Annotated in this window: 13 protein-coding genes and 1 pseudogene; 7 read left to right on the top strand and 7 right to left on the bottom strand. The window is 63.5% G+C overall.

Annotated elements, in window-relative coordinates; translation table 11 throughout:
• Positions 1-6: 6 nt before the first annotated feature.
• Positions 7-690: a TetR/AcrR family transcriptional regulator gene (locus JGU72_RS04370; RefSeq protein WP_307828287.1), complete on the bottom strand. Its 684-nt coding sequence runs from the start codon at positions 688-690 to the stop codon at positions 7-9.
• Positions 691-917: 227 nt separating this feature from the next.
• Between JGU72_RS04370 and JGU72_RS04375 the strand changes: the two genes are divergently transcribed.
• Both JGU72_RS04375 and JGU72_RS04380 read left to right on the top strand, forming a co-directional pair.
• Complete coding sequence (locus JGU72_RS04375) at positions 918-2402, top strand: class I adenylate-forming enzyme family protein (protein ID WP_199682493.1); 1485 nt, start codon at positions 918-920, stop codon at positions 2400-2402.
• A 35-nt stretch (positions 2403-2437) separates the two neighbouring features.
• Positions 2438-2935, top strand: a pseudogene (locus JGU72_RS04380) (SDR family NAD(P)-dependent oxidoreductase); the annotation flags it as partial.
• Between the two features lie 57 nt (positions 2936-2992).
• Here JGU72_RS04380 and JGU72_RS04385 read toward each other — a convergent pair.
• Genes JGU72_RS04385 through JGU72_RS04400 form a run of 4 tightly spaced genes read right to left on the bottom strand, consistent with a single transcriptional unit; the run spans position 2993 to position 6839 of the window.
• Positions 2993-3817, bottom strand: a complete 825-nt coding sequence (locus tag JGU72_RS04385) for an SDR family oxidoreductase (RefSeq protein WP_199682495.1) — start codon at positions 3815-3817, stop codon at positions 2993-2995.
• A 53-nt stretch (positions 3818-3870) separates the two neighbouring features.
• On the bottom strand, positions 3871-4710 hold the full coding sequence (locus JGU72_RS04390; protein ID WP_199682496.1) for an alpha/beta fold hydrolase: 840 nt from the start codon (positions 4708-4710) through the stop codon (positions 3871-3873).
• Between the two features lie 51 nt (positions 4711-4761).
• Positions 4762-5601 carry an SDR family NAD(P)-dependent oxidoreductase gene (locus JGU72_RS04395; RefSeq protein ID WP_199682497.1) on the bottom strand — a complete coding sequence of 280 codons (840 nt, stop codon included), beginning with the start codon at positions 5599-5601 and terminating at the stop codon, positions 4762-4764.
• The gene (locus tag JGU72_RS04400) at positions 5598-6839 is read right to left on the bottom strand and encodes an NADH:flavin oxidoreductase/NADH oxidase family protein (RefSeq protein WP_199682498.1); all 1242 of its coding nucleotides are present in this window, start codon (positions 6837-6839) and stop codon (positions 5598-5600) included. Before JGU72_RS04400 ends, JGU72_RS04395 begins: the two co-directional genes overlap by 4 nt.
• A 123-nt stretch (positions 6840-6962) precedes the next feature.
• Here JGU72_RS04400 and JGU72_RS04405 point away from each other — a divergent pair, with 123 nt between their 5' ends.
• Together JGU72_RS04405 and JGU72_RS04410 are read left to right on the top strand one after the other, a co-directional pair.
• On the top strand, positions 6963-7538 hold the full coding sequence (locus JGU72_RS04405) for a TetR/AcrR family transcriptional regulator (protein WP_199682499.1): 576 nt from the start codon (positions 6963-6965) through the stop codon (positions 7536-7538).
• A gap of 708 nt (positions 7539-8246) precedes the next feature.
• Positions 8247-8513, top strand: coding sequence for a MerR family transcriptional regulator (locus JGU72_RS04410; protein WP_199682500.1), 267 nt, complete (start codon positions 8247-8249; stop codon positions 8511-8513).
• A gap of 438 nt (positions 8514-8951) precedes the next feature.
• Here JGU72_RS04410 and JGU72_RS04415 read toward each other — a convergent pair whose 3' ends face one another.
• On the bottom strand, positions 8952-9794 hold the full coding sequence (locus tag JGU72_RS04415; protein ID WP_307828288.1) for an alpha/beta fold hydrolase: 843 nt from the start codon (positions 9792-9794) through the stop codon (positions 8952-8954).
• Positions 9791-11320 carry an MFS transporter gene (locus tag JGU72_RS04420; RefSeq protein WP_199682501.1) on the bottom strand — a complete coding sequence of 510 codons (1530 nt, stop codon included), beginning with the start codon at positions 11318-11320 and terminating at the stop codon, positions 9791-9793. The genes JGU72_RS04415 and JGU72_RS04420 overlap by 4 nt, the downstream gene beginning before the upstream one ends.
• Positions 11321-11373: 53 nt before the next feature.
• On the opposite strand from JGU72_RS04420, the gene JGU72_RS04425 reads away from it, so the two are divergent.
• The 3 genes from JGU72_RS04425 to JGU72_RS04435 all read left to right on the top strand — a co-directional run bounded on the left by JGU72_RS04425 (position 11374) and on the right by JGU72_RS04435 (position 13625).
• On the top strand, positions 11374-12087 hold the full coding sequence (locus tag JGU72_RS04425; protein WP_199682502.1) for a winged helix-turn-helix transcriptional regulator: 714 nt from the start codon (positions 11374-11376) through the stop codon (positions 12085-12087).
• Positions 12088-12194: 107 nt separating this feature from the next.
• Positions 12195-12737 carry a class I SAM-dependent methyltransferase gene (locus JGU72_RS30540; protein WP_307828289.1) on the top strand — a complete coding sequence of 181 codons (543 nt, stop codon included), beginning with the start codon at positions 12195-12197 and terminating at the stop codon, positions 12735-12737.
• A gap of 447 nt (positions 12738-13184) precedes the next feature.
• A complete protein-coding gene (locus tag JGU72_RS04435) occupies positions 13185-13625 on the top strand; it encodes a hypothetical protein (protein WP_199682503.1) in 441 nt (146 codons plus the stop codon).
• The last annotated feature ends 504 nt before the right edge of the window (positions 13626-14129 follow it).

The raw sequence follows: 14129 nt of genomic DNA on the forward strand, positions 1-14129 counted from the left end.
GAAATTCTAGCCTCGTGAATGCGAGACACGTAGGGCCGACTCGTGCGATGCGAGCGCACGATCACGCCGGTCACCCAGCCCGACAACAAGATTCACACCCGTCGGCATCATCACCTGCACCACCGGGTCGTCGAAGGCGACGAAGTGCTCGGCCAACTCGAGGGTGATGTAGCCGTGGACGTAGCTCCAGAGTTGAGCCGCGACAACCTCCGGATCCTGCGGCTCGATCCGGCCCGAGTTCGCGAGACGAACACACGCTTCGAGCATGTGGGCGAACGCATCTCGGAACGCATGCGAACGCCCACTGAAACGAATGTCCGATTCCCCCATCGGCCGATACGTCGCGCGTGTGGACAGACCGAACATCAGGTCGTAGAGGTGCGGGTTCTGTCGTGCGACCCGACGACAAGACAAAGCCATGGCGAAGAGATCCGCGACTGGGTCCGCAGTCGTCGGCGTCTCGGAAAACGCTCGGTCGAGATCGTTGAATCCCTCGTCGACTACGGCGCGGACGAGCTCTGGGATCCCACCGAAGTGGCTGTAGACCACCATTGTCGACAACCCGGTTGCCGCAGCGACCGTCCGCGCCTTGATCGCCGAGGGCCCCTGCTCGGCCAGCAGACCGATGGTCGCTCTGACGAGCCGCGCCGGCACGCTTTCAGTCGTCGAATCCTCGGACATGTCTTTCATACTTCCACCTGACTCCGCAGCGGTTCGATCTCGAGCCTGCGACTCGCGAATCCGCACCGACCCGGCCTTGCGAACGACACCCGGGCAACGGTTGCCCGGCGCGTATAACGTAGTTATAGTCAAAGTGTAACTTAGTTATGACGCCCGGCGGGCAGATGAAGAGCGGACGAGTACTTCGGTGCCGCCAGGTCCGTATCAGGACGCCACATCAGATAGGTAAGCCCGAGATGAACTTCCCATCCCTGCCCGACCGCCGGTCCGCTACCGACCCCGGCGCACGCGCCATCTCCGACCGGGCTCAGTCACTCACCAATATCCAACTGCTACAACGGGTTCGAGCGGCTGCTCGACAACTTCACGACCTCGGGATCGGCCCGGGTGACGTCGTTGCCCTGAAGCTGACGAACCGACTCGAATTCGTGGTCCTGATGTTCGCGACCTGGCGGCTCGGCGCCGCCGTCACACCGGTAAATCCGAGCCTGACCAATGCCGAAATGGTTCGGCAACTAGATGATTCGGGCGCGCGCCTGCTGGTTATCGAGGACGCCGCGCCTCTCACACGCAAGGTGGCCATACTCGCCGTGGGCGACCTGTACATCGACGCGACGGAGACAGACCCGGCACCGGTGGCGAATTCGTCGGCGCTGGCGTTGCTCATCTACACCAGCGGCACCACCGGGATTCCGAAGGGCGTCATGCTCGATCACGCCAACCTCGATGCGATGGCAGCCATGGGTGCCGAAGCGTTGCAGCTCGGGCCAGCCGATCGGTGTCTGCTGATCTTGCCACTCTTCCATGTCAACGGCATCGTCGTCAGCGTCCTCACACCGTTGCTCACCGGTGGAAGTGTCGTGATTGCCGGCCGGTTCGACCCCCGCTCCTTCTTCGACGTGGTCGAGCGCGAGCGCCCCACCTTCTTCAGCGGCGTGCCGACGATCTACAGCATGCTCGCCGCGGTGCCCGACGAAGTCGCACCGGACACGTCGTCGGTACGGTTCGCAATCTGCGGCGCAGCACCGGCTTCCGCCGAATTACTGACGCGTTTCGAGAACCGCTACGGGTTCGGACTCGTCGAGGGGTACGGGTTGTCGGAGGGAACGTGCGGCTCCACCATCAACCCGGTCGACGGTCCTCGACGCGTCGGCACGGTAGGAATTGCGTTCCCGGGTCAGGACATTCGGATCATCGACCAGAACGGTACCGAGATGGCCCAGGGCCTCGACGGGGAAGTCGTCGTGCGCGGCCCCAATGTGATGCGTGGCTATCTCGGTCGCCCGGAGGAAACCGAGCGGGTCCTCGTCGACGGCTGGTTGCATACCGGTGACGTGGGGCATCTCGATGCAGACGGCTATCTGACGCTGGTCGGGCGGTCGAAGGACATGATCATCCGTGGCGGCGAGAACATCTACCCGAAGGAGATCGAGGACGTGCTGACGGGCGACGCGTCCGTCCTCGATGCCGCCGTCATCGGTGCGCCCGACGACAAGTGGGGCGAAGTCGTCGTCGCCTACGTCCAGCCGCGAGCGGGCGCAACGGTCGACCCCGCGGCATTGAAGTCCCTGTGCGCACGCCAACTCAGCGGCTACAAACGGCCTACCTCTCTCGTCGTCGTCGAGACAATCCCCAAGAATGCGGTCGGCAAGACAGACAAGAACTCGCTGCGCACAATCCATCGAAGTGCAATGACGGCGGCCGAAGCGCCGTCGAATTAGGCCTACTACCACATTGATTCAGGAGAACACGTGACGTCGATCAACTTCTTCAGCGCGGAGTGACGAAAATCTATGCCGCAGCAAGTGATCCGCGGAAGATCGACGCAAGCGATCCGCGGGTCGTACCGCTGCAACTCGAAGTCACCAGCGCGACGTCCATTGCCGATGCCGCGCAAGCGGCGCCGGACGTCAGCGTTCTCATCAACAGCGCAGGCATCGCACGAGGGGCCTCGGTCCTCGACACGGACGCGTCGAGGCTCCGCGAGGAGATGGAGACGAATCTGTTCGGCCCGCTCCCGCTCGCGTCCACATTCGCCGACCGAATTGCCGACCGGTCCGGTGTCATCGTCAACGTCTCGTCGGTACTTGCCTGGTTACCGGTCGGAGCGAGCTACGTCGTCTCGAAGGCGGCGCTCTGGAATGCCACGGACTCCATGCGAACCGAACTGACGCCACGCACTGTGCAAGTAGTAGGCGTCTACGTGGGACTCGTCGATACCGACATGAGCCGATTTTCCCACACGCCGGAGTCGTAGTTGAGCGGCTGGACACGCGGCGGTGTCCCAGCCCCTCCCGCTGCCGTAGCGGACCTACTTGGAAGTCGTGGCCGCAGCCAGCACAGCATCGTTGACGGCAGTGGGAGTGATCCCAACGAGCGCCTTCTGTACGCGACTTGTGTTGTCGCACAGGTAACGCCGCTTCGGACGGTTAGATGTCAGCGCGTGGTCGACGGCTTTCACCACCCTCTTGGGATCGGCTGCCAACTTCTGCATGCGCCCCAGCAACTTTCGAGTCCCGGCGAGGTGAGCGGCGTACAGAGCGCGATGCTGATCGGTCAGTCGCGCAACCATCCGGTCGTGCTCGTCGAGCATGTCGGTCCACATGTCGGTCCGGATGGCGCCGGGCTCGATGAGAGAGACGGGAATTTGCCACGGGCGCAACTCCATACGTAGTGCGTCGGCCAACGATTCGACGGCGTATTTCGAGGCGCAGTAGGCGCCGGTGCCCGGCGTGGTGATCAATCCGAGTACAGATGACATGAACAGCACCCGCCCGCGCGCGGCACGTATTTTCGGCAGGACCGCCTGTGTGACTGCGATCTGGGCGGTGACGTTGACGTCGAGTTGCTGCGACAACGCATCGATGGACAACGCCTCCACGGGTCCGTTCACGATGATGCCGGCGTTGTTCACGACACCGTTCAACGCGGCCGGGAGCTGGTCGGAAAGCGTTGCGATGGACGATCTGTCGGTGACGTCGAGGGCGACAGCGTGCACGTTTGGCAGGCGCTCGAGACTACCCAGTGCGGTGTCGGACCGAGCAGTGGCATAGACGTCCCACCCTCGTCGGCTCATGTGTTCGGTGATGGCCAGACCAATTCCTCTGCCGGCGCCGGTAACCAATAATGCAGGCATCGTGCTTCCCTTTTCCTCGTGGTCGTGCGGTCGGCATCGGAAACGGTTTCGATTCAGTGATCGGCGAGAAATTCCAGGGCTGCAGGCACGAATTCGTGGTGATACTGGAAGACCCCACCGTGGCCTGAGTTCGGATAGATGGTCAGCTGGGCGTTGGGTAGCCGGCGGGCGAGGTCGGCAGAATGCTCGGATGCAACCATGAGGTCTTTGTCGCCGTTGGCGACGAGGACGGGTGCAGTGATGACGGACAGGTCGTCGGGCGCCGACCCGCCGCCGCGAACGATCGCTTGCAGTTGTGCGCGGCGCGCCTGCAAGGAGATCTTCTTGTCGCGGTCGGTACGGCGTTCGGACAAGCGGGTGAAGTAGGCATCGGCGGCCCGCTTGCCCTCGGCGGTGCGGGGAAAGAACAAGAAGTGACGGGCATCCTTGCGGGCGAGGATCGCTTTCAGATAGGCCAGCCCGACGATCCGGGTCATCTTGTCGATCCCGCCGCCGCCGCGTGGTCCGGTTCCCGCAAGAATGATGCGCCGCACCAGGTCCGGTGCCTGCAGGGCCACCATTTGGGCCACCGCACCACCGAGGGAGAAGCCGAACAGGTCGACCTTGTCGTAGCCGAGGGCTCGGATGAAGGAGATGGCGTCGGCACCCATGTGTTCGAGGTCCGCGGGGACGGTCGACCCGGTCGCTCCGATCCCCCGATTGTCGAAGGCGATGACGTGATGGCGGGCGGCGAGTCCGTCGACAACCCGGGGGTCCCAGTCGTCGAGAACCGCCATCAGGTGATGCAGAAACACGACCGGCACGCCGCCGGTCGGTCCCAGCTCCCGGTAGGCGTACCGCACGCCGTGTACGTCGACGGTCTTTGTGGGAGTGTCTTTCCAGGTCGTGGTCATGGTCGCGCTCTCTCTAGGTGTGGGAAATGCTGGGCGAGTTGGGGTTCGGGGTCAGCGCGTGTCGAGCTCGGACAATGCAGTCCGCGTCGGGGAATGCTTTGCGAGGTGGGAATCCAGGAGGGGGCCGCTGATTCCGCGGGTGGCATCCAGTGGCCGCCATCGTCGGGGCCGGATGATCCGCGGGGTGCGGTGTTGTAGTCCGTCGGCGAGTGCGGTCGCGGCGTCTTCGGGTCGCAGACGCCGCAGCAGCGGGCGCGGCAAGGCTTCGAGCAACTTGCCCGCGGCCGGATCGGCGTCGACACCGGAGGCGATCATCGGTGTTTCGATCAGGGAGAAGTATGCCGTGGTGGTGGTGACGCCGTGCATGGCCAATTCCACACGCAATCCGCGACCGAGTTGCTCGACGGCGGCCTTGCTCATGGCATACGGGACGGTGCCCATGCCGTTGATGAACGAGAAGACCGAGCTCAACAAAACCAGTTGCCCGCGTTGGTCGATCACGTGCTCGATCGTCGCCTGCACGGTGTTGATCGCCCCGGTGATGTTGACGTCGAACAACTTCGAGATCGCGGCCGGGGGCGTGTTGCGCACGGTAGCAGCACGAATAAGGATGCCGGCGTTGGCGATTGCGACGTCGATGCGGCCGAACCGGTCGATCACGCTGCCTACCGCGGCATCGAGTTGAGCGCGCTCGGTGACGTCGGCGACCACGCCCATCGCGGCGGTGGGCGACAGGTGACGGGCGAAATCGGCTGTGCCGGAATCGATGTCGACGACGGCGACACGTGCGCCGCGGCGCAGCAGTTCCCGCGCGGTCGCCGCGCCGATGCCGCTGGTGCCGCCGGTGACAAGGACGACCTTGTCGACCAGGGAGTAGGTGCCGCGCGTCATCGGATTCCGCGCTTCGGTCCGATCGCGACGCGGCCGTTGCGGCGCAGCAACGCCACCGCGGTGACCAGCCGCCCGCGATCGAGGTCGGGGTCCAGACCGTTGCCCATCCGGTGCAACTGGTCGGCGTTCCAGCCGAGGTTGAGGACACCTTCGAGGGCTTTGGTGTCGGCGACCTTGCCGAGCAACCGCGGCAGCGTGAGTTCGGTGATCGTCAAGGCCTCGGCAATTTCGGACAGAATCGCTTCTGCGGCGTCGGGTCGGGTCGCGGTCGGTCGAGCGATCCCGACGACATCGCATTCGCCGGTCTCGACCGCAGCCGCCATTCCAGCGCGGGTCCGGAAGCCGCCGGTGACGGCCAGTGGCACCTCGCCCGCGGCCTCGCGCACCGAGCGGGCGTACTCGAGAAAGTAGGCCTCCCGTGCGCGGGTGCTGGCGGCGGCTGAGCCGGCCATGGCCGGGGATTCGTATGTGCCGCCGCTGATCTCGATCAGATCGACGCCCTCCCCCGCCAGGCTGGCAACGACCGCCCTCGACTCGTCTTCGGTGAATCCGCCGCGTTGGAAGTCGGCCGAGTTGAGCTTCACCGTCACCGCGAAACCTGGCGATACCCGCGCCCGGACGCGACGCACGATCTCGAGCAGGAACCGCATCCGCCGCGCTGGATCACCGCCCCACTCATCGGTGCGGAGGTTGCTCAACGGTGAGAGGAACTGGGTGACCAGATAGCCGTGGGCGGCATGGATCTGCACGCCGTCGAAGCCGGCGGTCTCGCACACCACGGCCGCTGTGGCGAACCGATCGACGATGTCCTCGATCTCGACGCTCGCCAACGCCCGCGGCGTCGTCGCACCCGGAAAGTCGAGCCCGACCGCGCTGGGCGCCACCGGGGTGTGCCCGATCGACAGCGGATTCGCCTGCCTACCTGGATGATTGAGCTGCACAACGATCGGGACCCCGGCATCTTTGGTCGACTTCGCCCACGCCGTCAACGCTGCCAGATCACGCTCGTCCTCGATTGCGATGTTGCCGGGCTCCCCGAGTTGGCGCCGATCGACCATCACATTTCCCGTCACCAGCAATCCGTATCCCCCACGCGCCCACCGGCGGTACAACCGCTCGATCCGGTCGTCAGGTTCGTTGCCGCGGCCACCGAGAGCCTCGCTCATCGCGGCCTTCATGATCCGATTGGGAAGGACCAAACCGTTGGGCAAGCGCAGAGGGTCGTGCAGCGTCGTCATGAATTCGGAACCTCTCTCGGGGCGGCTGCCGCCGCTCATTAGCTGTCGATCGTAATCTTATGGGCGTAATGCTATCCTCATGGGCGACAGCAATGCAAGAGCGCAGCGAAGAAACGAGGACCCGTGGCTCGATATCCCAAGGAGCACAAGGACGTCACGCGCCGACGCATCCTCGATACAGCGGGAAGACGGTTCAAACGCGACGGACTCGACGGGTCGGGAATCGCGACACTCATGTCGGACGCCGGGCTGACTAACGGTGCGTTCTACGCACACTTCAGTTCCAAGGACGACCTCGTCGCTGCCGTGGTGAGCGACCAACTGAGCACGCAGGCGCACGCGATTCAGCAATTGCGGCCAGGACAGGCGGGCCTCGAGGATTTCGTCCACCAGTACTTGAGCGCCGAGCACCGCGACGAGGTCGCCGCCGGCTGCCCCTCGGCGGCGTTGCTCGACGAGATCGGCCGCAGCGGCGACCCGGTCAAGCTGGCCTACACTGCCGGCGCAGCCGCGATCCTCGACGAAGTCACGACCCGACTGGCACCCGAGGATCCCGCTACGACCCGCCGCACCGCGCAGAGTCTTTTCACCTTGCTTGTCGGCACAATGCAACTCGCCCGCGCGATCGCTGACCGCGACACGTCCGACGCGGTACTCGAACAGGGAATCGCCGCCGCGCTAGACCTGCTCGCGCTCTGATTCGCGAACCAGCCAGCCCCAGCACCCGGCCACGGTCACGTTCGGCCGACCACTGGCTCGGTACGCCAGCGCAGGCCTGAACACACTCCTCGCGCCACAGCAAAAAATCTGTTGTGATCACACTAGACATTGCGACGATGTCGATGTACTTTAGGTGTCGTACAGACAGAACAAGTCGATCGGTGCGGGAGAGAATGAACTACCCGCAGGGAAGGATCGCTCAAGCTGGGCATGCCGAGACCGGCAGTAAGTCGCAGTAAAGGTAAGTCGCAGTAAAGGTAAGTCGCAGTAAAGGTAAGTTGCAGTTCGCAGTACAGGTAAGTCGCAGTTCGCAGTACAGGTAAGTCGCAGTTCGCAGTACAGGTAAGTCGCAGTTCGCAGTACAGGTAAGTCGCAGTTCGCAGTAAAGGTAATTCGCAGTAAAGGTAAGTAGCAGTACCGGTCTCGGCATACCCGTTCGACACTCGGGGTCGCGCCTCCGAGTGCGGTAAGTGAAGTAAGTGAGTGAGTGAGTAGAAAGTTACATATCCCTCCTGGGCCCCGGCGCCGCACCTGGCGTCGGGGCCCCGACCTGTCCCAAACATCTCCGCACCCGACCTGAAAGGGGCTGAACACATTTCGAGCCCACCACCGCAAAACAGTTCCGGCCCCGACCTGGACAACACGCTCGACTCGAAGTTCGACGACGAGGACTATCCCGCCTACAGCATGGGACACGCCGCCGAAATCCTCGGGGTCACACCAGCATTCCTGCGCAGCCTCGATGCTGCGCACTTGCTCGCACCCGGACGCTCCACCGGCGGACATCGTCGCTACTCTCGCTACCACCTGCGATTGGCGGCTCGCGCTCGCGAACTCATCGATGCCGGCACCGCACTCGAGGCGGCCTGTCGCATCATCATCCTCGAAGATCAACTCGCCGAAGCTCGCCGCATCAACGACACCCTGCGCCACCCGCAATCCGACACTCCGTAGCCAGTTCCCTAGCCGCCACGCGGTCCACGGAAGGTCCGGGTGGCGACGACTGCCGGATACCTGCGTCCTGGCTGAAGCTCCATTCGTAAGCGCCCCTCATTGGCCGACCCGAGAAGGCCGCGACACATTAGGAGTGCAGTGCGCGCGGCGGGTGATGGACCGTACGCTCCCGTGTTCCTGTACCGGTTCGTCATCCGAATTCGCGAGGTGGAGCCGACGTCGGCGTCCGCATGGCCTTTCCCTTCTGACGTCCAGGAAACATGTTGCGGACCCAACGCGTGACGTTGGCAGAACCCCACTCCCCCATCGGATCCTGGCTAACACTTCGATCCTCGGGCGCTCGGACACCGCAGCTGCGCAGCTATCTGTTCATTGGTTGTCGATCCGGATCACGGTGTGCGGCGTTGACCGTCTCGGAACGACACATCGCAGTCCCTGTCAGACGACGAGTGCAGCGATCGCGACGGGCCCTTCCAGGGAGGCGAAATGGCCGATGTTCGGCAGGTGCACAAAATCGGCGTGTGGCAACAGCGCCTCGTTGGCGTGACGATCCGATGGCCGCGACCAATCCTTGTCGCCGTAGACCACTCGGACCGGGACTTTCACGCGGGGATAGAGCGACCGGGCGGCGATGAGACTGGGCAGGTTGGTAAAGACCGAGTACGCGACCTGGGCATACTGCGGCCGACGGCCGACTGCGAGGAGCTCGTCGAGGTACTCGTCGGTGAGGACCGACTTGTCGACCAGACCGCCTCGCAGGATCGCACGCACCGCGGGTCTCGGCTCGATGCCTGCGACTATCGGACCGATGCCGGGTGTCCGGATGCCGGCCATGAGCGCTCGCGCGAGCAAGCCGGATCGGGCAATCCCGCCGGCATAGTCGTAGGGGTTGATAGCGATGACTCGGCGAATTCGTTCCGGTAAGTCCGCGGCCACGGTGAGCGCGAGCACCGCGCCCATCGACTCGCCGATCACGATGACATCGCGAAGATCCAACCCCGTCAGGAAGTCCGCTACTGCGTGACGCATCGAGGGTTCCGTGTAGGAGGCGCCCGGTGTGATGTCGGAGTGCCCCATACCGGGCAGGTCGAGTGCGTACACGGTGTGGTGCGGCAGCAGAAAAGGGATCAGTCGGTGGAAGTGCTCAGCTTGGGTGCGCACCGTGTGCAGTAGAACAACGGGGGAACCGGTGCCGCCAACCAGGTAGCGGAGGCGCCCGGGCGGCCGCGCACCCGGCGTGGTAGAGGCATAGAACAGGCTGGTTGTGCCGTGAATGTTCACTTCGGCCTCGCCGGAAGGAAGAGGAGGGCCACGATCGCGCCGATCGCGGTCACCGCTGCGGCAATGTAGGAGCCTGCCGCGAGGCCGTCGAGGAAGGCCGCGTTGGCGGCCTGCGAGATGGCCTGCGCGCTCGCCACGTCTCCGGCCGCTCCGACCTGCTCGGCGACTGTTGCCGCAGCGCCGATCGATTCCTCGACCACAGACCGCAACCCCGGCGGCAGTTGTTGTGCCGCTGCGGAATCGGCCAGCGTGGAGGCATACAGGGAGGCGTACACACTGCCGATTACCGCCACGCCGAGTGTGCCACCGACTTCGCGAGTTGCATCGTTCATCGCCGATCCGATACCCGCCTTGTTCAGGGGTACAGCTCCCATGATGGCTTCGGTGGCGGGGGCGGCAGCCAAGCCCAAACCGAGTCCGAGCGGAATCATTTGCCCGGCGATTTCGAGGTAACTGGTCGAAGCACTCAACGTCGAAATCCAGATGAACGCGCTCGTGAACAGCAGCAGTCCGGCCGTGACCACCAGTTTGTTGCCCAATCGAACCGCCAACAGCATTCCCAGTATCGATCCCACCGCGATGGAGGTCGCGACGGGCAGCATCCTGAGTCCCGTCTCGAGCGGCCTGTAGGAATGCACCAACTGGAAGTACTGAGTGATGAGGAAGACGAAACCGAACAGTGCGAAGTAGGCGCACGTCACGGCGGCGCTGGCTGCGGTGAAACGCATGTTGGTGAACAGGGTGATGTCGATCATCGGCTGATCGCGACCGCGCTCCCAGCACACCAGCGCAACGAACAGCACACTCGCGAAGCCGAATCCGCCGAGGGTCGTACCGCTGAGCCACCCATGTTCGGGAGCTTCGATGATCGTGTACACCAGGCTGCCGACCGCGAGCGCAGAGAGCACGAGCCCGCCGTAGTCGATGCGGGGTGTTTCCGGGTCGCGTGAAGTGTGGACAACTGTGCTCACGGAGGTGATCGCGATCGCCGCCGTCAGGGCGAGAGCGAGGAAGACGCTGCCCCACCAGAAGGATTCGAGCATCCAGCCGCCGAGGATCGGTCCGCACGCCACGCCCACGCCGGTAGTGGCGCCCCAGACTCCGATCGCCTTCGCCTTGGCGGCGCGTTCGGTGAAGACGTTCGTGAGGATGGACAGCGTGGTGGGGTAGACGAACGCCGCACCCAGACCCATCACTGCTTGCCACCCGGTCAGTTGCGCAGAACTCTCCGCGAGGGAGGCACCGACTGCGCCGAGGCCGAAAATCGCCAGTCCGGTGAGCAGTGCGCCTTTGCGGCCGTACCGGTCGCTGAGGCTGCCGAAGGCGAGGACGAAGGTCGCGAACGTCAGGTTGTAGGCATCGACGATCCATTGCAGTTCGCGGTTGCTGGCGTTCAGTTCCACGGCCAGTGATGGCAACGCCACGTTGATCGAGGTAGTGGCGAGGCTGATGGTCAAGGTTGCGAGGCACAGGACAGCCAGCACCACGGTGCGCGACTTCTGCGGCCGCGTCTCTACATCGATCATTACTTTATTATTTCAAGTATCAACTCCTGATTGTCAAGTATTAGGCTGGTTGCATGAAGTCCTATGGGGAGTTTTGTGCGTTGTCCCGAGCATTGGACCTTGTCGGTGACCGATGGAACATGCTGGTGATTCGCGAACTGTTGATCAGCCCGAGCAGGTATTCGGACCTGCAGAAATCGCTGCCGGGCATCGCGACGAACTTGCTTGCACAGCGACTGCGGACCCTGGAAGACGATGGCGTTATCAGGTCGGCAGTCCAGCCGGCGCCAGTGTCTGCGCGTGTGTATGAACTAACCGATTGGGGACGCGGGCTGCGAACTGCGCTGGTTGGGCTGGCACGGTGGGGAGCGCCACTGCTAGCACCTGGCACCGACGGTGACGAAAGCCAGGGGCGATGGCTGATATTCGCGGTGATGGCGCTCTATCCCAATGAGGCCGAGATCGCCGAAGCCGTCCACTTTCCCAACCTGACCGCCGCGATTATCGCCGACGGCGACAACCTGTTGCTCACCTCCGGCGCACACGGCGTAAAAATGGCGCTCTCGCGCGCGGCCCCACCGGCCGACGTGACAATCAAGGGAACGTCGGAACAAGTCTTCCGAACGCTATCCGGAGAGCGAAGCGAAAGACCGAAAGCCGCTGTCGTCGGCAACCCCGAAGCAGTGCATCGATTCTCGGAACTGACCCGCCGAGCCTATACCTACGAACTCGACCTCGCGGCACTCAATGCCGACCGCACCAACCGTAGCGCAGCGCACGGAGTTTGAAGCTTGTCGGCGACTTCGCCGGTGTATCAACCTATTTGGTTATCGGCGCACTCGGCGGCGCTCCGGCCGGCACAGTCCACGGCGAGCGCCAGTCCATACCCTGCTTGGTGGCGGTAGGTGTCCCGCCGTCGAAGGTACCGCTCCCGGTGAGCGCGCTGGCGTTGTTGTCCAACATGTGGGCGAGTGACGCCAATCTCCGTCCGGCGAAATCAGCGTTCTCACAGGCATATTCGGCGCCTGGAACCGATGCGGATTTCGCAGACCAAGACGTACCCGCCGCGTTCGATGAGGAGTACGAGGAGAACTCGGATCTGGCGATAGACGATGAATGGAAAGCTGGCGCTCACGCACGCGATGTGAACATCGATCTCGTTGTCTTCGCGCAATCGTTTCACTGGGTGCACCCAGACAACGCACTCGAGAGACTCGCCTCGATTCTTCGTCCCCACGGTCGACTGGCCCTGCTGGAGTTGGGCCAGGCCCACGCCGGATATCTGCAGTCGATCGAGCGGCAGCACGACCGGGAACGACTCCACTACTCCACGGACGCGTGGGTGCAAATGGTGCTCACCTATTACAAGGCCTGCCTTTCGGGCGAGTTGGTCGCACGCATATTGCGCACCAAGAATGTTGCGCGACAACATATTTGAGGTAGCAGTATGTACATTGAAAATAAGACCCAGTTGAGGGCAGTAGTTCACTGAGTTTGGGGTGTCGTCTGCTGGTGACCGACGAAGGCGTCGGCGGGTCATTTCGGACGACAGCGGCACAAGGTTGTCCGCCTCGTTGGCCGACGACGGCAGCGCAGTCCCGGTGATCGCCGTCGTCGCTACTCATGACCTGCGTCCTCCTTCGATTGGCGGCATCCGTCGACTTTGACGGATTCGAAACCGAATTGCGGTGTCGCCGAATGCGATAGATCGAGCAGGCACCGCGACTCGAGCGTCGAGCGCCCACCATCGGTGGGGATTTGGGCACCCCCGGAAGGGTCGCAACCCACCTTCTATCGACTGTTTGCGCACCGCCGAGCAGCCGAATATTGAAGACAACTTCCTGACACACACAGGGAGGTCGACCACTTCGAAAGGCACATTCCAATGACCAGCATCCCCTTCAGCTTCAAGACCATCGCAGCATCGGTCGCCGTGGCCACTGCGGCCGGCCTCTCCGCGGTCGCGTTTGCCGCTCCCGCCTCGGCAGCTACCGTCACCAACCATCCGATCGCAGTGAGCAACTGCAACTCGACCGGGCAGATCTGCGCCGAGCGCCCAACGGTCACCGTAAACACGAACAGCGGACTGAAAGTCGAATTCACCGCATCCCGAGCACATTGCTCGGACATGATCGCCCACATCTACATCGATGGCGCGGAATGGGGATCGGCGAAGGTCGGCCCAGGCCAGCGCGACGGTGGATACTTCATCCCGGTCACTCCCGGCACGCACGACGTGTCGATCGTCGCCGAAGGGGTGACCGGCGGTTGCAACACCGGAAAACTGGCCTCGTGGGCCGGCAACCTGCGCGTGGAAACCAACTGACAACGAGGTCTTCAACGCCTGGTTACGACGTTGTGTGTGTTGTGCGTCCCGTGCCATCAACGGCGGGACGCACAACACCAGCCCGAACGGCGGCTCGCCGCGCGAGCCAAACGGTCGGCGGATGCGATGGGCGCGTTGGGTCGCGTGGAAAGACCCCGCATCGAGTGGAATTCGTCGGATCTGCGCACTGCAGGCGGGATACGCGTCGAGGTGAAATCGGCAGCGTATCTGCAGAGTTGGAGGCAGCCCCGGCATTCGAACGTCCGCTTCGACATCGAACCGAAGAAGGGCTGGGACGCGACTGCCGACTCAATCGCCGTCGTACGGGAACGGCAGTCGGACGTCTACGTGTGTTCTGCCTGTTCGAGCATCGCGACAAAACCACGGCGAGTCCGCTCGACCTAGATCAGTGGGACTTCTTCGTGATCTCGACAAACATGGAGCGCATGTCGAGATCGCACAAGACGGCGCGTCCGATGTGACGAACCTACCGGTCGCAGCGAA

This window comes from Antrihabitans auranticaus, assembly GCF_016481275.1.
GTDB lineage: Bacteria > Actinomycetota > Actinomycetes > Mycobacteriales > Mycobacteriaceae > Antrihabitans.